The organism is Halogranum gelatinilyticum, from assembly GCF_900103715.1.
In the GTDB taxonomy this organism is placed as follows: Archaea; Halobacteriota; Halobacteria; order Halobacteriales; family Haloferacaceae; genus Halogranum; species Halogranum gelatinilyticum.
This window is the reverse complement of record NZ_FNHL01000001.1, coordinates 1,083,721-1,103,435: the sequence shown is the minus strand read 5'-3', so window position 1 is coordinate 1,103,435 and position 19,715 is coordinate 1,083,721. Positions and strand designations below refer to the sequence as shown.

At 64.5% G+C, this 19,715-nt stretch carries 18 protein-coding genes and 1 tRNA gene; 5 read left to right on the top strand and 14 right to left on the bottom strand.

Going from position 1 to position 19,715, the window contains the following annotated elements:
• Position 1: 1 nt before the first annotated feature.
• Both BLR57_RS05665 and BLR57_RS05660 read left to right on the top strand, forming a co-directional pair.
• Positions 2 to 2,227: a heavy metal translocating P-type ATPase gene (locus BLR57_RS05665; protein ID WP_089694989.1), complete on the top strand. Its 2,226-nt coding sequence runs from the start codon at positions 2 to 4 to the stop codon at positions 2,225 to 2,227.
• Positions 2,228 to 2,448: 221 nt separating this feature from the next.
• The gene (locus tag BLR57_RS05660; RefSeq protein ID WP_089694986.1) at positions 2,449 to 4,179 is read left to right on the top strand and encodes a DUF7289 family protein; all 1,731 of its coding nucleotides are present in this window, start codon (positions 2,449 to 2,451) and stop codon (positions 4,177 to 4,179) included.
• Between the two features lie 43 nt (positions 4,180 to 4,222).
• Here BLR57_RS05660 and BLR57_RS05655 read toward each other — a convergent pair whose 3' ends face one another.
• The 8 genes from BLR57_RS05655 to BLR57_RS19280 all read right to left on the bottom strand — a co-directional run bounded on the left by BLR57_RS05655 (position 4,223) and on the right by BLR57_RS19280 (position 13,072).
• Complete coding sequence (locus BLR57_RS05655; RefSeq protein WP_089694984.1) at positions 4,223 to 4,972, bottom strand: DUF7289 family protein; 750 nt, start codon at positions 4,970 to 4,972, stop codon at positions 4,223 to 4,225.
• Positions 4,969 to 5,406: a DUF7266 family protein gene (locus BLR57_RS05650; RefSeq protein ID WP_089694982.1), complete on the bottom strand. Its 438-nt coding sequence runs from the start codon at positions 5,404 to 5,406 to the stop codon at positions 4,969 to 4,971. The genes BLR57_RS05655 and BLR57_RS05650 overlap by 4 nt, the downstream gene beginning before the upstream one ends.
• A complete protein-coding gene (locus BLR57_RS05645; RefSeq protein ID WP_139173281.1) occupies positions 5,399 to 6,376 on the bottom strand; it encodes a DUF7261 family protein in 978 nt (325 codons plus the stop codon). Before BLR57_RS05645 ends, BLR57_RS05650 begins: the two co-directional genes overlap by 8 nt.
• Positions 6,364 to 6,945: a DUF7288 family protein gene (locus tag BLR57_RS05640; protein ID WP_089694978.1), complete on the bottom strand. Its 582-nt coding sequence runs from the start codon at positions 6,943 to 6,945 to the stop codon at positions 6,364 to 6,366. The genes BLR57_RS05645 and BLR57_RS05640 overlap by 13 nt, the downstream gene beginning before the upstream one ends.
• Positions 6,946 to 6,950: 5 nt before the next feature.
• A complete protein-coding gene (locus BLR57_RS05635; protein ID WP_089694976.1) occupies positions 6,951 to 7,439 on the bottom strand; it encodes a DUF7287 family protein in 489 nt (162 codons plus the stop codon).
• Positions 7,436 to 9,478: a type II secretion system F family protein gene (locus tag BLR57_RS05630; RefSeq protein ID WP_089694974.1), complete on the bottom strand. Its 2,043-nt coding sequence runs from the start codon at positions 9,476 to 9,478 to the stop codon at positions 7,436 to 7,438. Before BLR57_RS05630 ends, BLR57_RS05635 begins: the two co-directional genes overlap by 4 nt.
• Positions 9,475 to 12,558, bottom strand: a complete 3,084-nt coding sequence (locus BLR57_RS05625) for a type II/IV secretion system ATPase subunit (RefSeq protein ID WP_089694972.1) — start codon at positions 12,556 to 12,558, stop codon at positions 9,475 to 9,477. The genes BLR57_RS05630 and BLR57_RS05625 overlap by 4 nt, the downstream gene beginning before the upstream one ends.
• A 94-nt stretch (positions 12,559 to 12,652) precedes the next feature.
• Entirely contained in the window at positions 12,653 to 13,072 is a 420-nt protein-coding gene (locus tag BLR57_RS19280; RefSeq protein ID WP_280140442.1) for a CAP domain-containing protein, read from the bottom strand.
• Here BLR57_RS19280 and BLR57_RS19275 point away from each other — a divergent pair.
• Positions 13,071 to 13,682: a hypothetical protein gene (locus BLR57_RS19275; protein ID WP_170830565.1), complete on the top strand. Its 612-nt coding sequence runs from the start codon at positions 13,071 to 13,073 to the stop codon at positions 13,680 to 13,682. The two genes, BLR57_RS19280 and BLR57_RS19275, sit on opposite strands and share 2 nt — an antisense overlap.
• Before the next feature lie 167 nt (positions 13,683 to 13,849).
• Here the strand turns inward: BLR57_RS19275 and BLR57_RS05615 are convergent, their stop codons facing one another.
• From BLR57_RS05615 to BLR57_RS05605, 3 genes are all read right to left on the bottom strand, one after another.
• Positions 13,850 to 14,578 carry an HNH endonuclease gene (locus BLR57_RS05615; RefSeq protein ID WP_089694968.1) on the bottom strand — a complete coding sequence of 243 codons (729 nt, stop codon included), beginning with the start codon at positions 14,576 to 14,578 and terminating at the stop codon, positions 13,850 to 13,852.
• A gap of 156 nt (positions 14,579 to 14,734) precedes the next feature.
• A tRNA-Arg gene (locus tag BLR57_RS05610) sits at positions 14,735 to 14,807 on the bottom strand.
• A gap of 76 nt (positions 14,808 to 14,883) precedes the next feature.
• Complete coding sequence (locus tag BLR57_RS05605) at positions 14,884 to 15,174, bottom strand: twin-arginine translocase TatA/TatE family subunit (RefSeq protein WP_089695551.1); 291 nt, start codon at positions 15,172 to 15,174, stop codon at positions 14,884 to 14,886.
• Positions 15,175 to 15,351: 177 nt separating this feature from the next.
• On the opposite strand from BLR57_RS05605, the gene BLR57_RS05600 reads away from it, so the two are divergent.
• Both BLR57_RS05600 and BLR57_RS05595 read left to right on the top strand, forming a co-directional pair.
• The gene (locus BLR57_RS05600) at positions 15,352 to 15,852 is read left to right on the top strand and encodes a redoxin domain-containing protein (RefSeq protein ID WP_089694965.1); all 501 of its coding nucleotides are present in this window, start codon (positions 15,352 to 15,354) and stop codon (positions 15,850 to 15,852) included.
• A gap of 45 nt (positions 15,853 to 15,897) precedes the next feature.
• On the top strand, positions 15,898 to 16,719 hold the full coding sequence (locus tag BLR57_RS05595) for an HD domain-containing protein (protein WP_089694962.1): 822 nt from the start codon (positions 15,898 to 15,900) through the stop codon (positions 16,717 to 16,719).
• A gap of 18 nt (positions 16,720 to 16,737) precedes the next feature.
• On the opposite strand, the gene BLR57_RS05590 is transcribed toward BLR57_RS05595, so the two are convergent.
• The 3 genes from BLR57_RS05590 to BLR57_RS05580 all read right to left on the bottom strand — a co-directional run bounded on the left by BLR57_RS05590 (position 16,738) and on the right by BLR57_RS05580 (position 19,667).
• A complete protein-coding gene (locus BLR57_RS05590; RefSeq protein WP_089694960.1) occupies positions 16,738 to 17,010 on the bottom strand; it encodes a Sec-independent protein translocase subunit TatA/TatB in 273 nt (90 codons plus the stop codon).
• Positions 17,011 to 17,085: 75 nt separating this feature from the next.
• Positions 17,086 to 19,191, bottom strand: a complete 2,106-nt coding sequence (locus BLR57_RS05585) for a hypothetical protein (protein WP_089694959.1) — start codon at positions 19,189 to 19,191, stop codon at positions 17,086 to 17,088.
• Positions 19,188 to 19,667 carry a hypothetical protein gene (locus BLR57_RS05580; protein WP_089694957.1) on the bottom strand — a complete coding sequence of 160 codons (480 nt, stop codon included), beginning with the start codon at positions 19,665 to 19,667 and terminating at the stop codon, positions 19,188 to 19,190. Before BLR57_RS05580 ends, BLR57_RS05585 begins: the two co-directional genes overlap by 4 nt.
• Between the last annotated feature and the right edge of the window lie 48 nt (positions 19,668 to 19,715).

Below are 19,715 nucleotides of genomic sequence, written 5' to 3'. Positions count from 1 at the left end.
GATGGCCGACCATCGGGCAGCTCACGACGACGCCGAACACGCCACCCACGCCCACCGCGAGCGGCGCACGGACCACGCGTGTCCGGGGTGCCGGGTGTGTGAGTGCTACCGCCCGACACGCGACGGAACGGGTGCCGAGCGGGCACTACACGCCGCCCACAGCACGGCTGATACCGACGAGGAACACGGCCACGATGGGGGGCACGACCACGGCGCGATGGTCGACCACTCCGACCACGAGGCGATGTTCAGACGTCGATTCTTCGTCAGCCTCGCGCTGGCGATTCCAGTCCTCTACTACAGCGCGTCCCTCCAGTCGTGGCTCGGCTTCAGCGCGATCTCGTTCCCCGGGAGCGGGTTCATCGCTCCCGTCTTCGGCGTCCTCGTCTTCGCCTACGGGGGTGTCCCGTTCCTGCGGATGGGTGCCGTCGAGGTACGCAACCGCGAACCCGGAATGATGCTGCTCATCTCGCTGGCAATCACTGTCTCGTTCGTCTACAGCATCGCCGTCGTCGTCTCTGGTATCGGTGAACCGTTCTTCTGGGAACTGGTCACGCTCATCGTCATCTTCCTGCTGGGCCACTGGGTCGAGATGCGAAGCGTCCGGCGGGCGTCGGGCGCGCTCGACGAACTGGCCGACCTGATGCCGGACACCGCAGAGCGAGTCACCGAATCAGGCGAAACGGAGGAGGTTGCAGTGGCTGACCTCGTCGAGGGCGATCTCGTTCTCGTCCGGCCGGGGGCGAACGTCCCCGCCGACGGCGTCGTTGCGGAGGGCGAGTCGAAGGTCAACGAGTCGATGGTCACCGGAGAGTCCGCGCCCGTCGAGAAGACACCGGGCGACGAGGTCATCGGCGGGACGACCAACCGGAGCGGGAGTCTCCGGATCAGGGTAACCGCAACGGGCGAGGAGACGACTCTCTCGGGTATCATGCGTCTCGTCGAGGAGGCCCAGCAGAGCCGATCACGGACACAGGTACTCGCCGACCGCGCGGCCGGGTGGCTGTTCTACGGAGCGCTCGGGGCCGCGGTCGTCACGGCTGTCACATGGACGGTCGCCGTCGGGTTCGGACTTACCGTGGTCGAACGGGTGGTCGCCGTCCTCGTCATCGCGTGTCCACACGCGCTCGGGCTGGCCGTCCCGCTGGTTGTCGCCATCAATACCTCGCTGGCCGCCCGCAACGGGATGCTCGTCCGCGACCGCATCGCGATGGAAGAGGCCCGTAACCTCGACATGGTTGTCTTCGACAAGACTGGGACGCTCACGAAGGGGGAACAGGGGGTCGTCGAGGTAGCGACGATAGATAGATGGAACGAGGACGACGTCCTCCGGCTGATGGCCGCTGCCGAGGGCGACTCCGAACACATGATTGCCGCAGCCATCCGCGAACACGCGGAGGAGCGAGCCCTCAACGTACCTACCGCGACCGAATTCGAGGCACTGGAGGGCCGCGGTGTCCGCGCGACGGTCGAGGTGGACACGGCACTGGTCGGCGGTGAAGGGAGCACCGAAGAGAAGGTGTACGTCGGTGGGCCGAACCTCCTCCGTGAACTGGCTCTCGACCGTAGCGAGGGCATCGAATCGTTCGCCCAAGAGATGGGGTCGCTCGGGCGCGGTGTCGTCTACCTCGTCCACGGGGAACAGGTGGTCGGTGCCGTCGCCCTCGCCGACGTCGTCCGCGAGGAGAGCCGCGAGGCCATCGACGCGCTTCACGCGATGGGCATCGAGGTGGCGATGCTGACCGGTGACTCAGAGGCTGTCGCTCGTGCGGTCGCCGAAGACCTCGGTATCGACACCTACTTCGCCGAGGTGTTGCCCGAAGACAAGGACAAGAAAATCGTCGAACTCCAGCGGGCGGGTCGACTGGTGGCGATGGTCGGTGACGGCGTGAACGACGCACCGGCACTGACGCGTGCGGACGTGGGTATCGCCATCGGCTCCGGCACCGACGTCGCGGTGGAGTCTGCGGACGTCGTCCTCGTGGAGAACGACCCCCGTGACGTGGTGGCACTCGTGCGCCTCAGCAAGCAGAGTTACCGGAAGATGCAGGAGAACCTCGTGTGGGCCGCGGGATACAACGTGTTCGCGGTGCCGCTGGCTGCGGGTATCTTGGCTCCGGTAGGTATCCTCCTGTCGCCCGCGCTCGGCGCGGTCCTGATGTCCGTGAGTACGGTCATCGTGGCGGTGAACGCCCAACTCCTGCGGCGCGCGGACATCCGGCCGTAGGGGAGACGCTCTCCGATCGTGGTGACCGACTCGCGCCCTGTATTCAGCGGCTTGGTTCTCGCAACCGTCAAATCCACACTCGGATTCCGACAGTCTCGTCCCCAAGTCACGTCGCCCGCGACGCACGAGTAGGTCAATATGACCACAATCCCGACCAAAAGCTCGATTTCGACCGGGGTTAAGCACGGTATTTTTAACTGTTCGGTTCCAGAGAATGTACGATGTCGAAAGAGAACGTCCGACGGGCACATACGAATCGGCCTGCTGGGGAGGGCCGAGGACAGTCGGACGTCATCGGGGTGGTGTTGCTGCTCGCGATTACGGTTCTCGGAGCGGGCACCATCGTCGCGCTCGGGTCACAGACGCTCGCGGACTCCGAGCACCAGCTCGAAGTGGAGAGCGCGGAACACGCGATGACCGAGTTCGACTCTCGGACGAGTCTCGTCGCACACGGAGACTCGCCGTCACAGGAAGTCGCACTGCCAGGCGGCAGCGGGTCGACCGTGTCGGTCGAAGACGACACCGGGCGGATGCTGGTAACGGTGTCGAACGGCGGGTCCGTGAGAGAGATCATGAACCGGTCGTTCGGGTCGGTCGCGTACAGAAACGGCGACGAGACCATCGCCTACCAGGGAGGCGGCGTCTGGCGGCAGACGACGTCCGGCTCGACGATGGTCTCACCACCGGAGTTCCACTACCGTGACAAGACGCTCACGCTCCCGCTCGTGGTTCCGGTGGGTGACGGGACGTTGGGTTCCCGCGCACAGATCACCCGTGCGGGCGAGCCGGTGCCGAAGTTCCCGCTGCCGAACGCTGCGAACGCCGACGAACGGAATCCGCTGGGTAGCGGCGAAGTACACGTCATCGTCGAAAGTGACTACTACCGTGCGTGGGGCCGCTTCTTCGAGGAGCGGACGGGTGGAACAGTGAGTTACGACGACTCGAACCAGCGGGTCACACTGACGCTCGTCGTCCCCGGGTCGAGTCCGGCCGTCAGCGGTGGCATCGTCTCGGGCGGAGCCGGTGGGTCGCTCCATCTCGCGAACGGCGTCGTCGTCGACAGCTACAACTCGTCGATCGGGGACGGGACGTACGCGACCAGCGCGGCGAAACAGACGTCGATCATCGCGGCCGGTGACGTCACGATGAGCAACAAAGCGACCGTCGAGGGCGACCTCGAAACGGGCGGAAGCATCTGGATGAGCAACCAAGCACTCATCACCGGCAACCTCTCGTACACCGGAACGGTGAGCAAGGCCAACAAGGCAGAGGTCAACGGGTGGGAGCGGCAGAACGCCGACATCCCCGAGTTAGAGAGCGTCGAGTGGGTCATCGACGAGCGTCGTGCGGCGGCCAAGAACACGACCACGACGGACGACGACTACGACGCCGCAAACGACCAACTCGTCTGCGACAGCGACTGTACTCTCGAATCGGGGCTCTACTACTTCGACGACCTCCATCTCTGGAACGAGGAGGTCGTCCTGGATACGACCAACGGCGACATCGAGATAGTCGTCGACGGAAGCGTGGGACTCTCGGGGGACACCTCGATAACGGTCAAGGGAGACGGCGTCGCTCGGCTCTACGTCGAGAACTCCTACCACCAGAGCAACCAGGGTACGGTCGACGTTCCGGCGCAGCGTTCGCCGCAGTTTTGGGTGTATCTGAACCCGAACGGGCAAGCGGGACTGGCGAACCAGGCACGGTTCGAAGGCGTCATCTACGGGCCAGGCACCGGTGACGAGTCGGGCGCGCAGATCTCCGTCTCGAACCAGGCGCAGGTCTACGGGGGACTGGTCGGACAGGTGCCGAACGTTCCGAACGGCGTCGGCATCCATTTCGACGAAGCCCTGAAGCGTGAGAACCCGTTGGAAGGATACGGGTCGAACGCACCGAAGCTCACGTATCTCCACGTCTCGGTCTCGGAAGTCAACGTCACCGCGACCTGACCCCTGAGCTCGCCCCTGGCCGTTGGCGAGAGCCGACGGCCGTCTACTGCTGGAAGGAGAGTTCGATCGTCTGATACGAGGTGTACACTGCGTTCGTCGTCCGGGTACAGGTGACGCTTCCGGCGGACGGCGTACAGCCCGTGAACCCCTTCGATTCGAGATACCGTTGCCACGCTCCCGCACGCGGTGAATCGACGGTGACCCGCACGTCAAGTTCCTCGGACGCTCCCGACTCGAACCGGCCCTGAACCGCCGGTTCGCCGCCCTGGGCGACCACGAGTACCGTCGACGAGCCACCGAGACCCGACCGGCCGCTCCCGGCGTAGGTGACGACGTACGGGACGACCATCCGGTCGTCGTCGACCAGCCAGGCGGGGTCGGAGTACATGAACGCGCCGTCCCTGTTGGAGCGGAACAGGGCACCGCTCTCGTAGACGATCGCCGAATCGCCCTCGCGGTACACGAGTGGCTGTGTCGAGATGGCATACTCGTCAGTTCGGCTGGGGTCCACGGAGCTGGTGACGTTGACCGTTATCCGTACTTCTTGGCCGACGCCGAGGTTACCGCCGGTGAGTTTGAGTTCCGTCGCCCGACTGGGGACGTTTTCCTGTCGGAGGTCCTCGACGTTGTTGTCGAGCACGTCGAATGCCCGCACCATGTTCTCTTCGCGGGCCGCGTCCTGGGCGTCGTTCAGTCCCGGCATCCCGACGACGTAGACGGTCCCGATACACATCGTGATGATCGCGAAGACGAAGACGAAGCCGAGCGTCTCGGACTGGGCACGGTCAATCACGCCGGACGCACCTCCAACGTACTCCCGTCGTCACTGAGTTCGACGACCATCTCTCCGGCGACGGGACCGTCGATAACGACGTCCAGCGACGTGACGTACCGGACCCGGACTGTGACGCCTGCGTCGGACCTGAGGACGAGCTCCGAGGCGGAGCTGTCCACCTCGACGAAGTACTGCGAGCCGACGACGCTGTCGAAGAGTTGGATCTGAACGCGGACGTCTTCGCCGCCGCTCGCGGCGAGTCGGTCGGCGGACATGAGCGTCGCTGCGAGGCGTTGCCCGGCGACGTCGAGTTCGTCCCGTGCGACCGAGTCGCGCTGGTCCTCGACGACACCGCCCGTGCTGATGAGCAGCCCGGAGATGAGCACCGCGGTGATGCTGAGCGTCATGACGTAGCCGAGTGCTGTCGAACTCCCACGGATTCGGCTACGCATCGCTCTCACCCGGAACCGCGCTGACGTGCGCGTGGTATCGGACTGACGATGTCTCGTAGACGATGTTGACCTCCACGCCGTAGACCCCTTCGAGGGAGTACGGGGAACCACTGGCGGCATCCGCGTTGACGTCGCCTGTCGTCGTCGTGTTGGCGATGAACTCGTACGTTCCGGTCGCGCGTGCCGGATACTCGTAGTGGAGTTCGTAGGGTTGATCGACGCCGTTGGCGAAGTCGAGGGCCGCACAGTTGGTCCCGTCGACGGTGCCGTTGGTGAGGTCGATAGTGGGATCCGTCGACGGCGAACAGACGTCGAGCGTCGGCGACGGGTCGGAGGCGTTCTGGACGGCCAGCTTCGTCGTCCCCGCCTCCTGGTAGGCGAAGAGCTTCCACTGGCTGGTGCCGCCATCGTCGACGACGACGCGGAACGCGTCGGCTCCGGGAGTCGTCGTCGACGCGAGACTGCCACCGTTCAACTGCATCCGGTAGGACCGAATCCCCTCGGCACCGCTGACCGGCGTCCAGTTACCGGGTCCGGTCGCACCGGTGAATTCCCGGCTGTCGTTGTCGTGGACGATCCACCGCCCCTCCGAGACGTTCGACGTGTAGTCGGGAGAGTCGCGTTCGATGTCGACGTGGGCACCGGTTCTGAGATAGTTCTCGGCGAACATTCGGTCTAATTCCTTCATGGCGACGCTCATGTTGTCCACCGGCGTCGCGGACGGACGCTCGCGGTCGTTGTTCTCCGAGACGACGAGGTGCGTCACGGCCGAGTCGACGGTGTTCCGGTATTCGATCGCCTCGTCGCCACCGACGTCGGTCCCGCGCGTTGCGACGTTCTGCGTGTAGATAGCGGAGTTCACCAGTAGTGCGAGGACGACGATCGCGACGGCGATGGTGAGTCCGCCGATGAGGATCATCTGCCCGCGGTCGGCGGCGGCCACGTCGCGGGGGATGCTCACATCCGCCATACGACGATGTGCACCTCCAAGACGTTGAACAGCTTCGAGTCCGGGGAGACGTCGGCGGCGTAGAACGACCCCTCGTCCGCCGCCTCCGAGACAGTCGTCGGGCGAGACGACAGCGGCGTGTCGTCGTAGAGCGAGATCGTCTTCGTCGCCCCCGCCGCGTTGTCACTCGGTTTCCCCATGTAGACCATCCTGACCTCGCCGACCGGGCCGGTGGTGTTGACGAGATGGTACCGGACGGCCACGTTGAACGCGACGCGCTCATCGCCGAACGTCTCGTTGAGCGCGCGACCGAACGCGTTCGGCGGTCCCCCGTTCGCGTAGAACCCCTGGTCGGTCGCCCCCTCGAACCGGCTCTCGTCGTAGTAGGTGACCGCACGACGGAGCGTGCCGTCCGCGGCCGACACGGTCAGCAGGTTGTTGGCGACCGTCCCCTGCTGGTTCTCGATGTGCTGGTTCGAGGTACTCGCGGAGAGCGGCGTCACCGCCGTCGACTGCACCGCAAAGAGGACGACGCTGACGACGAGCAGTGCAGCGACGAAACTTTCGAGTGTATGGGCTTGTGCACGCATCTGTCTCACCATACCGAGACGTAGAGCTGGTTCTTCTCACCGGCGAGCGAGACGAAGCGACGGGAGGTGACGACACTCCCCGTCGTCGGCGTGCGTGGACCGGCCGCGAGTCTGACGTTCGTGCCACCGCTCGACAGCGTTCGGATCCCGTTCGGGTTCTCGATTGTGACGTTGACGTTCGTGAACGGTCCAGCCCCTAATGCGTCCCGAAGGTTATCACCCGCTTCGTCGAACCGACACGCGGCCGGGGTGTTGCCGTCGAAGAAGGCGGCCGTACACCGCTCGTCGAGTACCGACGGTCGCGACACCGACTCGACGAGGAGCCGTTCGCTCAACTGGTCGGCACTGCGGTCGGCGACGATGGCGTGCGTGCCCGGCCCGTCGGAGAGCGGCGTAAATATCGACGGGAGGAACGCGAAGACGCCGACGATGGCGACCAGGAAGATTCCCATCCCCATCGCGTAGTCGAGCGTCGTCTGGCCTCTGTCGTTCATCCGACCACCATCCAGACGAGCAGCGCGATTGTCTGCAGGACGACGACGAACTTGACGCCCGAGACGATGTCGGCGTCCGTGAGATACCCCGAGATGAACCCGGAGAGGATGGCCTGCAGGGTGACGGCGTGGAAGAACAACACCGAGAGCAGGTTCGGGTCGACGCCGCCACCGAAGCTGACGCCGCCGCCGGCTGCACCGCCGCCACCGCCACTACCGGCCTGGTCGGTCAGGCCGGCCATCACGTCGAGGAACTGCGTCTTCAGGATGGCCATGACGGCCAGGAGCGTGAGATAGGTCATGATGATGATGACCACCTGCATCCGCGTGCGGGACTTCCGCTCGCGGTCGATGTCGTCTTGGTTCTCACTGGCCTGCGCTGCGGTCGAGAGGACCTCCGTAATCTGGCTGGAGGCCTCCTGTGCTTTCGTGATGAGCTTGACCGTCCGGGCCAGTCGCGGGATGTGGTACTTGTTGTTGAACTCGACGAGCGCCTCCTTGAGACTCATCCCGTACCGCACTTTCCCGTGCATGATGGCGAACTCGTCGGCGAGTTTGCCCGAGGAGGTCTCCGAGGTGGACTTGATGGATTCAAGCAACGTCTGACCGGTGTCGTTCGCACTCGCCAGCTTCCGGAGGTTGTCCGAGAGCTTGCCGATGATGGCGGCCCGCGAGCGGACGTTCCAAGTGTGGAAGACCGCGAGCGGGATGGCGACGATGTAGACCGGGACGTAGACCCAGAGGAAGGTCCCCCAGACCGGCGCGCCGACCATCCCCTCCCACGTCGTCGGCGCGGCCCCCGTGAGGAGGGCGGCACCGAGGACGGCCACTGTCGCCGGGACCGTCAACACGAGGGTGAACACTGGGTTGTCGCGGAAGAAGAGATGTGGCTTCCGGAGCAACTCTTTCGTCTTGTACGTCCCTTCGCGGGACTTGATGCGGTCGAAGACGCGGTACTCGCCGACGAAGCTCTCGACGAAGCCGAGGTGAATCAGTCCCTCCTTGCGGGTGTCGTCGAGGCGGGCACTGGAGTCGGCGGGGCTGAGATAGCCGTCGCCCGTCTCGTCCTGTTTCACCGTCGAGACGAGGACGAGAAAGCCGACGCCGGTGATGGGGATGAGACCGTAGACCGTCCCGTAGAGCATGATGTCGTCGGCGTTGCCGAGCATACTCATGATGACGAGGATGATGATGAGAAGCAGGGGGAACAACGAGAGCGTCATATACATCTCGCCGAAGAGTTCGAGCGTCTCCAGGGTCAGCTCCTGTTGCTGCTTGCCCGTCCGCATGTACTTGTCCTTCTTGTCGTCGAGGAACCGTTGCATATCGCCGCCGGAGTTGATGATCGAAAGCATATCGACGAGGAACTGACTCAGCTCGTCGCTCGGGGTCTCCATCGCCTGATTCCGGATGGCGGTCCGGTAGTCGGTACCGAAATACTCCGTCTCGTTGATGATGTTCTGGAACTCGAGAGCCACCTCGCCGTAGGTGTCTTCGGCCTTCGCCATCGCCTCCAACACTTCGAGTTGGTTCAGTCCTCCGACGGAGAGGGCGTACATGAACGAGACGGAGTCCGAGAGCAGCATATTGATCTCGCGTTTCCGCGCCGACGCCCGCGAGTAGGGGATGGTGACGAGCGTCCCGAAGCCGATTGCGAAGCCGAGCGACCCGAATAACAGCCCCGTCAAGCCGATGGTCGCAGGTACCTTGACGGCGATGATAAACTCGACGAGTGCCTCGTTCGGGATGCGCGCACCCAACGACAGCGACTCGGCGGTGAGCAGGCCGACCGCGAAGACGACGTAGGCCAGAAGCGTCCCCACGAGCCACAGCGCGAGCCCGCTCAGCGTCCCGACTGCCAGTGCTCGCGAGAGATAGAGTTCGACCGTATCGGACATCCGCGCCTCCGCGAGCTTCTCCTCGACGTCGCCGACGAACTCGCCGTCCGTGTCGAACAGGCGGCGAAACAGCGGGTAGAAGGCGTCGCTCAGGGCGTCGGTGCCACGGCCGAGTCCGCCCGCCTCGGAGTCGAGGCTCATCCGTCCTCCCCGTTGTCGACACCGAACGTCCAACCGTCGTCTACGGACTCGTCGTCGTCCGAGTCGTCCGAATCGTCCGAGTCGTCGTCTGCGCTATCGACGTCGAACCCGTCGACACCGTCGAGTAGGTCTTCGTCCTCGGTCTCGTCGAGGTCGTCGACGCTGTCGGCATCGACGTCGTCGAAGTCCGCGAACCCGTCGTCCTCGCTCGGCGTGCCGTTTCCGTCCGCGCTGGCGTGCTCACCCGACCCGTTGGCGGCGACGGTGTCGTCGGCCGACTGCTCGCCACCGCCGTTCAGTCCGGGCGGTCCGTCGCCCGCATCGAGTGCCCGTGGGCCGTCAGCGTCGTCCAGTGCAGGCGTCTCGTCGCCCGCGTCGAGCGTCGGGGTGTCGTCGGACGCACCGAGTGCCGGTCCGGCGGGTTCGCTGGAATCCGTGGAGTCCGTTGAATCGCGGGGTTCGGCGGCGACGTCGGCGGCGGGCTGGACGTCGCCGAGCGCGTCGGCCAGGTTCGTCGCGTCGACGTCGGCGTCGCGGTACTCGGCGAACAGTTCGTCCTCTGCGCGTGCGAGGAGGTCCTTCGCTTCCGCGAGGATCTCGTCGGTGGGGTCCGGCCGCGGGACCATCTCCTCCTTATCGGGGTCGATGTCGATGAGGACCGACTCCATCTCCCGGAGGTCTTCGAGGCTGCGTTCGAGCTTGTCGGTCGCCATCAGCCCGAGGATGGTGTCGGGGTCGTTGATGAACGCCTGGAAGGTCGCGGCGACCTGCGTGTAGGTGTTCAGCCCCTCGACGATGAGGTAGGCGAGGACGACCTGCCGCTGGAAGATCTCGCTCTGGAGCGTCTCCCGGTTCCAGCCGCGGTCGAACATGATCTCGTCCAGCGTGTTCGACTCGCCCATCTTCAGGAACTCGTCGGTCTCGGCCTGCCACTGATAGACGTCCTGGACGTTGATCTCGTCGTTCTCGGCGTCGTAGTGGTTGATCTCGGTGAGAGACTTGTTCCGGCGGACCTTCCGACCCTGCACCCGCGTCGAGGTCTGGATGGAGACGAGGTCCAGCGCGGTGAACATCGTCTTCGAGACGTTGATGGGGTCGGTCGTGAACCGCTTGAGGACCTCGCCGACCGAGTCGGCGTGGAAGGTCGTGTACGTGGTGTGACCCGTCGACATGACCTGGAAGAGCGTCCGTCCCTCCTCGCCACGGATCTCACCCATGACGATGTAGTCGGGCCGCTGGCGGAGCGCGGCCTCCAGCAGGTCGAACTCGTCGACGTCGCCCTTGTCGTCGTCCGAGAACGACGGCCGGGTGACAGAGGCGATCCAGTTGCGCTGGGGGAGCTCGACCTCGCGGGTGTCCTCGATGGAGACGATCTTCGTGTTCGAAGGGATGAACAGCGAGACCGCGTTCAGCGAGGTCGTCTTCCCCGAAGCGGTACCGCCAGCGAAGATGAGCGACTTGTTGTTCTCGATACAGAGCCAGAGGAAGGCCATCTCGTCGAGCGAGAAGGTCTTCCAGTTGATGAGGTCCAGCGGCGTGAACGGGACGTCCTTGAACTGCCGGATGGTGTAGTTCGTCCCGTGGTCCGAGACCTCTCGGCCCAGCGTGAGCTGGGCACGGGAGCCGTCCGGGAGGGTGGCGTCGACCTGGGGCCGTCGCTTCGAGATGCCTTTCCCGGACCGCTGGGCGAGTTTGACGACGAACTCGTCGAGTTCCTGCTCGCCGTGGAAGACGTTCGAGATGATCTGTTCGTACTCGCCGTGGTAGACGAAAACAGGAGAATTGTAGCCGTCACAGGAGATGTCCTCCACGTTGATGTCCTGTTTGATGGCGTCGATGCGCTCGTAGCCGATGAAGTCCCGCGTCAGGAAGTAGAGCAGCTTGTCGACCTGGTACTCCGAGAGCGTGTCGGCGTTCTCCTCGAGCAAGACGGGTTCGGGCCGGACCGAGATGCCCTCGAGGTTCCCCGCCTCGGCCTCCGGGTCCTGGTAGCCGAGCATCCGGAAGAACTTGCTCACGGTGCCGTCTGTCCCGACCTCGATGTCGAGTTGGTCGGCGAGCTCGTTCGCGAAGCCGCTGTCGCGCGTCCGAGTGTAGAGGTCGTAGCGGTCGAGCAGGCGGTGCGTCTCGCGTTGGATGACGGTCCGCCGAGAGTCCTCGCCACCGTCGGACAGGTCCTCGTCGGCGTACTTGATGGCGGTCCTGAGCTTCCCGGTCAGGAACTCCTCGAGGTCCGACTCGATTCTGTTGAGGTAGGGTTCGACGACGTAGTACTTCTTCTCGTTCTCCTTCGTCGACTGGAAGACGACGACGAACGCGTAGGGTTCGTTGACCCAGTACCGTTCGATCTCACGGAAATGTGTCTTCTTCTCCATCGGCACCGCCTTCTCGAGGTCGTAGCGGTTCGCGACGGTCGTCACGCCGTCGCCGGACGAGAAGAAGGCGTCCTCGTCGATGTCGTCTTGGATGTCGACGGTCCGCTCGTCGACGACCTCGCTCAACTCCTCGGCGCGGTCGTTCGCCCGCGCGAGGGCGTTGTCGAGGACGCTCGGGTCGAAGCCGAGTGCGTCGGCCGCGTCGAACTCGACCTTCTCTCCTTCGGCGTCGGTCGGTGCCGAGCCGTCGTCCTCGTAGTAGTATTCGCGTTTGTAGTGCTCCCACAGCCACACGTCCTTGACGACGGGCGTGGTCGCGGGGTCGCAGAACTCCTCGAAGGACTCGTGGAGCGTGCGTGCGTTGCGCTGTCCGAGTCCGAGTCGGACGGGTAGGTCGTCGGGATGAAAGCCCAAGTGGGCCGTGGGGTCGACGGCTGTCCGCTCCCAGTCCGCGGCGGTGGGGGTCTGCGGCCCGTCTTCGGCGTCCCAGCGGTCGCTTCCGGGGACGGGACCGAGATCAGCGTAGAGTGTCTCTGCGGCACCCTCGGGACCGTACTCCTCCAGATAGTCGCGCCACGTATATTCGCCGACTGCGGCGGCCGTGGCCGTCGCTTCCGGCGCTCCGGTCGTCCCCGACGACTGCCCTGTGTCGGCGGTCCCCTCGTCGTGCCCGGTGTCGGGACCACCGGCGTCGTCAGTAGCCATTGGGAACCACTGGCCCGCATCAGTAAAAAAGTCTTCTCCCGCAGAGAGTCGGAAAATCAGTCCTGTCGGACGGGCGAGAACAGGAAAATCGGGGTCAGCCGCAGAAGTTCTGCGTCACGTAAACCTTCCCCTCGGCCGTGATGTAGACGCCGAGACCCTCGGTCTCGTAGCTCGTCGAGAGGATGTTCGCACGGTGGCCGTCGGAGTTCATCCACTGTTCGACGATGGCCGCCGCGATCTCCTCGCTCGTCTCGTACCGCTCGCTCCCGTCGTCGGTGCGGACGGTCACGCCGACCCAGTTCTGCGCGATGTTCTCCCCGTAAGCCGAACAGGTCGAGTCGGCTACGTCCGCGTAGCGGTCCCAGGGCCGCTCGCCGTCGGGGTTGGTGTGCGAGAAGTACTCGCGGGCGTCCATGTCCTCGCTGTGCGCACGCGACACCGACGCGACCGTGTCGTCGTAACCGAGTTCCGACAAGCCGTTCGCCGCGCGGACCTCGTTGACCTCGGCGTGGATGTGTGCCTCGACCTCGTCCGAGCGAATCGTCTCGCTACTCGTGGTGTACGTCGTCGTGCCGGGGTCGTCCGGGTCGGTCGAACCCGAGGGGTCCGGGGTGAGTGTTGGAGTGGCTGTCGGCGTCGGCGTTGGAGTGGCTGTCGGCGTCAGTGTTGGGGTGGCTGTGGGTGTTGGAGTGGCTGTGGGTGTTGGAGTGGCTGTCGGCGTCGGAGTGGCTGTGGGTGTTGGAGTGGCTGTGGGTGTTGGAGTGGCTGTCGGCGTCGGAGTGGTTGTCGGCGTCGGTGTTGGGGTGGCTGTCGGTGTTGGAGTGGCTGTGGGTGTCGGCGTCGTTGGTTCGGGTGTTGCTGTAGCCGTCGTCGTTTGCTCGGGTGTGGGCGTTGCGGTCGCTGTCGCCGTTGGCTCCGGGGTCGGTGACGACGTTGGTGTTGGCTCGGGGTCGGTCGGTGTGTCGGATGCAGTCGCGACCGGGGTTCCCGTGTCGGTCTCGCTCGACGTGGTGTCGCCGGTGCCGACCGTGCCCGCACAGCCAGCGAAGGCGACGAGCACGACGAGACAGAGCGTTACCACGTGTCGCGACGTCATTACGTCGTGTCCGGACAGTCTCACGTAAAGTAATGTCGACTTCAGAAGCTCTGTAACAACAGAATTTCGTGTTTTCCAGAAATACCATGTCGCTTTTCAAACGGAGGCGACACCGCGAAACGAGTGGACAGCGAAGGATTCAGAACCCGACTTTCCAGTAAGACGATTCGATCTGAGGTCGTCGGAGTGACATAATCAGTTCGTTGACTCGTCTCCTTGTCGGTTGAATGCAGAGCGTACTCCGAGCGGAAACAGGATCACTCCCGCGAGCCATATCACCGTTGCGACAGACGTGTTCTCTTGGTCAAATGGAGTGTCGATGGTGTCACCGATACACGCCCTAACGTGCGTGTGACATTTAGAACTCATCTGCGGGTAGTGCTGTACCAGGTACATCTGTTCGTACACTGCCTTGTTCCAGAGACTCACGTACAGTCCCAATGACACCAACAGGAGAAGGGCACCGGAGACGAAGAGAAGCTTCGTCTTTCGTCTCGAGAGATCACCGGAATACAACGAGTATAACACGACAACACTGAACCCGACGAGAAAAAAGATAATCGCTGTCTCTCCACCGACGGACAACAAAATGAGAGGGAATTCGAGAACAGCTGCGAACAACGCCAACGCGCCTAGTATTGCGATCAGAACTGCAAGTGAAGACCAGTCGTTCTCGTTGCCTGCCGTGGCCGTGTTCCCACCGACAGGGTGGCCGTGGACGTCACTGTGACAAGATTGACAGAGTGTGGTCAAGTTGTCCAGTTCGTGACTCCCCCCTCTGCTTTTGGGAACGATATGGTGCGCATGTAACTCGGCGTTCCCTCTTGGGCCACCTTTCCGACCACAGTGTTGACACATATAGTCGTCCTTCCGGTAGACTGCCTTCCGCCTGCGGTCCCAATCCGACGGATATCCGTCACCCATCGACACTGTGTTCGTGTCAGACTGGCAAAATTCTTGATGACTGAAGCGGGCGCGACGGGATTCGAACCGGAACGAGACTCGCTTCACTCGTCTCGTAGGGTTGCGAATCCCGCGAGGTACTCGACTGGTCGCTCGCTACGCTCGCGACACAGTCTACGGGCGCGACGGGATTCGAACCCGCGATCGAGAGGTTAGGAACCTCTCGCCCTATCCACTAGGCCACGCGCCCCATCGGCCGTACGAAACCGTGGCTGAAAAGCGTGCGCTTCAGGAGAGGGAGTTCGGCCCGAATCCGGCGGGCAGAATCAGTTGTTCGTCTTCTCGGTCTCGGTGTCGGCCTCGGTGTCGGCCGCGACCTCGGTCTCGTCGTCGTCGTCGGTGTCCGGGGTGACGGAATCCTTGCCCTTCTCCTGCATCTCCTTGAGTTCGTCCTCGACCTCTTCGCGGCCCTTCTTGAACTCGCCCATCGCCTGCCCCGTCGACCGGGCGAGCTTCGGAATCTTGTTTGCGCCGAACAGTAGGACGAGCACCAGGAGGATAATGAGGAGCTCCGGGCCGCCAGGGATCGGTCCGAACAGCGGAATCACGGTGTCAATCATCTCTACCCCAGCGTAACCATGTCTCAATTATAGGCTTTTTGCTCGCAGAGGCCGATTCTCTCTCGACTCCGAGCGGTGGAACCGGCTGGTCCGGAGACCGAGAGCGCATCAGTCCGTGTCACACAGACTGTCGGAAACAGAAAGGTAATCCTTCGGGAACCTGTAGCCTGCGCCATGGTTGACGTAGGCGACGACGCACCCGACTTTACCGCACCGTTTGTAACCGACGAGATCGGCCCGAAGACGCTCTCTGAACTGCTTGACGACGAGGCACCGGTCGTGCTCGCCTTCTTCCCCGGCGCGTTCACCTCGGTCTGCACCGACGAGATGTGTACCTTCCAGGACGAACTCACCGCCTTCGAGGACGTGGGCGCGACGGTCTACGGCGTCAGCGTCGACACCCCCTTCGCCCTACAGGAGTTCAAGCAGCAGAACGACCTCACGTTCGGACTCGTCAGCGACACCAACAAGGAGCTGATCGATGCCTACGACATCGAGATGGACTTCGCCGACTTCGGCTACTACGGCGTCGCCAAACGCTCGGTCTTCGTCGTCGACGCCGACGGCGAGATCACGTACTCGTGGGTCAGCGACGACCCCGGCGTCGAACCCGACTACGAGGAAGTCGAGCAGGCCGCCGTCGCCGCCGCGTCCCCCCGCCAGTCAGCAGACTGATCGGTGTCCGCGGACTTTTTCTCACAGCCCCGAGAAGTCTAAGTGATGAGTAGCGATATCGAAGACGACAGCGACGTCAACGGCGCGCGAAGCTACGACCCCGACGCCGAACACGCCTTCCCCGACGAGAAGCTGAACGAAGTCCTTCACGCCATCGAAAACGACGTCGAGATCACCACCTATCTCGAAGCCCAGAACGTCAACGCCGTCACCCGCAAGGGATACAACGACCACGGCCCGAAGCACATCGAGATCGTCCGTAACCGGGCACTGCGGCTCTACGACCTGCTCAAGGCGGGTGGCGTCGAGTTCAACGGTGCCGAGCAGCAGGGGCTCCCCGAGGAAGACGAGGCAGTGATCATCGCGCTCGCTGCGACCATCCACGACATCGGCCACGTCGTCCACCGCGACAGCCACGCCTACTACTCCATCCCGCTCGCGGCCGACCTGCTCGACCGCTTCCTTCCGCAGTTCTACGATACGGCCGAGGTCGTCCACATGAAGGCCGAAGTCCTCCACGCCATCCTCTGTCACCACACCGAGGAGGACCCCCTGACGACCGAGGCGGGCGTCATCCGCGTCGCCGACGCTCTCGACATGGAGCGCGGCCGCTCGCGCATCCCCTACGAGAAGGGTGGCCGCGGCATCAACACGCTCTCCAGTCAAGCCATCAACAGCGTCTCGCTCAAGCCCGGCGAGGGCGTCCCGGTGCTCGTCGAGATCGAGATGGTCAACGCCGCCGGGGTCTACCAGGTCGACAACCTCCTGAAGGCGAAGCTCCGGAACTCGCGGCTGGAAGACGAGATCCGCATCGTCGCCATCAACACGAAAGGTGACGACCAGCTCGTCGAGCGCATCGAACTGTAGAAAAACGGTCTCCGACGCTTACGCGGCGCGTTCGGTACTTCGGTCCGTGGACAGGTCGTCGACGACGGCCGTCTGCTCGTCGGCGGCGTCAGTCTCCACGGACGTCGCGGCCGATTTGATCTCCTGTTCGATCTCTTCGCGGCCGCGGCGGAACTCGCCCATCGCCTGCCCGCTGGCGCGCGCCAGCTTCGGAATCTTGTTCGCGCCGAACAGCAGGACGATGACTGCGAGGATGATGATGAGTTCGGGACCGCCCGGAATGGGACCGAACAGTGGTATGAGGGTCAACATGACGACAGTAGTACGCCGTCAGAGAGCATGAATCTAGCGTCGGCCGGAGAGTCCGTCTCTCGGGAGTGTCGAAACTCACCGGAACGGGTTGACGCCGACGAGCGCGTCGCTGACGGCGCGCGAGACCGGGAGGACGAAGTCGCCCGCAACGGAGAAGAGGACGACGCCAGCGACGAGGAGATAGACCGTCATCGCCGCGGCCGCGACGCCGAGGACGACGGTACCGACCCGCTGGAGTCGCGTCTCTTCCCGACCGGACGGGCCGCGTAGCGACGACACGAGTGCCCAGACGCCGACAGCCACGCCGACGGCGAACGCACAGACGGCGTACAGCTGCACCGCCTCACCCTGCACCGTGTCGAAGACGGCCAACGCGCCGAGATACGCGGCCGTCCCGGCCACGACGCTCCCGAGATACGACCGCCAGAGGAGTGCCCCGTGGCCCTCGACGACGTGGCGGACGGCCGGGAGCCGGACCAGGGCGTACATCCCGAACGGGTACAGCGGGTGGAGATACCGAACCGTGAGCATGTGGTGTAACGGAAGCGACCGGAGATAGAAGACGACGAGAACCGCGACGTAGACCAGCGCGAGGAGATCAGTCGCGGCCACCGGCGAGAGCGTCCGGCGCGTGCGGGCGAGTCGCCGGAGCCGGGCGCGCGAGGTCCGGCGGGCGGCGAGCACCGGAACGGCGACGAGCGCGCCGAGCAGCGGCATCGACTCCAGGACGGAGAGGTTGACCGCACGGTCCTGTCGCGGTCGGAGGCTCGGCCGGTAGCCGCTCCGGAGGAAGACCTCGGTCAGCCGGTCGGTGTCAGTCACGACGCGCATCGAACTCACCAGCCGCGACTGGAAGTAGTCCACGCCGTCGACGACTGTCGCGAAACTCTCCGTGGAGACGCCGACGACGGCGGTGAGGAGTGCGACGACGCGAGCGACGAAGGAACCGACGACTCCCCGCCCCGAGACCGGAGACTCTCCCTGGCCCGCGGAAGAGCCACCGGACGGAGTGGCGTCTCCCGTCGTGGCACCGCCCGTGGCTCCGTCACCGGCAGTGGAGGGGGCGGCGGTCCCACCGCCCGAGGTGGCAGCCCCGCCACTCCCGGATGCCGTCGACGACGCCCCCGGGTCGGCCGCGAGCGGCTGGCCGGTGTAACTCGGAAGCAGCCGGAGCGGCTGTGCGGGATTGCCGGTGATCGCGTAGTTCGTCACGAGAAACGGCAGCATCGAGACGGCGAACGCGACGCCGACGACAACGAGTTGCTTCGGACGGTTGTGCCGGGCCGTCAGCAGGTCGACGGGAGCGAGTGCGACGAGGAGGATCAGCGCCTCCGCCGAGTGGAACCACGTACAGAGACCGACCGACGCGTAGGTGACCGCGCGGAAAGTCGTCTCCTCGCGGACGGTCGTCCCGGCACGGCTCCGGTAGAACGCGTAGAGTGCGAGGACGGCGAAAAACGCTGTCGCGCTGTGTCGCTTCGGGACGACTGCCCAGAAGGCGACCGGCGTCGCGAGCGCGCTCGCGAGACCCGCGGCGGTGCCGACGCGACGGCCGTACAGGTCGCTCGCGAGCCGGTAGAGTAGGACGGCGATGAGTGCCGCGAAGGCCATCGACGTCGTCTGGAGTGCCAACAGGGGGTGCCAGTAGGGGTCGATTGGGCCGGCAGAGACGGCGACGTTGCCGAGGAAGACGAGGAGCGCGAGCGCGCTTCCGACGACGGTGACGGCTTCGGGACGGTTCGTCCGCGACCGGACGAGGACCACGACGCCGAGCAGGCCGAGCGACCAGAGCCCGGCGAGCGCGACCCGGAGGTCGACGGCGAACGAGACCGCGCGGAACACGTACAACGCGGGCAACGACGACAGGATGAGTCCGTAGTTGTCGCCGTAGACCTGTCCCCGGAAGTAGTGGATGGCGGGTGTCTCGCCCGACGGCGGCCCGTAGACGAACCGGTCGATTGCGAGGCCGCCGTCGGAAACCGACAGCAGCGTGTTGACGTGCATATAGTTGTCCGTCGAGAGGAACTCGACGCGCCAGTAGAGCGCGAAGAACAACAGCGCGCCGAGGAAGACGGCGGCACCGATTCGGTCGCCGAAGACGGCATAGAAGAGCCGTCGGGCGAACGCATCGAGTTCGGCGTCCAGTTCCTCGAGTCGCTCGACGCGGTCGGCGGTGCTCACCGCTGCACCTCGACGGTGACACGCTCTTGATACAACGCGGTGAACTCCCCGCCGGACTCCTGGAGCCAGATGCCCAGCGTTGCGTTGTAATCCGCTTGGGTCACGCGGTCGGGGCTGAACTCGGCGTTCGTGAACGTCAGTTCGAGGGTCTCATCCTCCCGACCGTGTAGCTCGTAGAACGTCGTGTCGGTGTGGCTCAACGCGGGGATGTCGAGCGTGAGCCGCACGACTGGGTTACCCGTGACACGCTCGGCGGTCACGGCTCCCGGCGACGATTCGAGATGGTAGGTTCCCGAGTCGAACCGCCCCTCGACGAACTGGATGTCGTCAGGGGCGGCGTCGACGGTGACGTCGGCACTGCCGGAGCCGGGTACTGGGGTGGTGGACGCGCTCCCGAAGTCGACGACGCCGGAGACGGCGACGCCGACGCAGACGAGACACGCCACCGCGAGGAGAACCCGGTCGCTCCGATTCATTGCCGTGGACTCTCGACAGCGGCCACTTATACGTTCGGTGGCAATTAT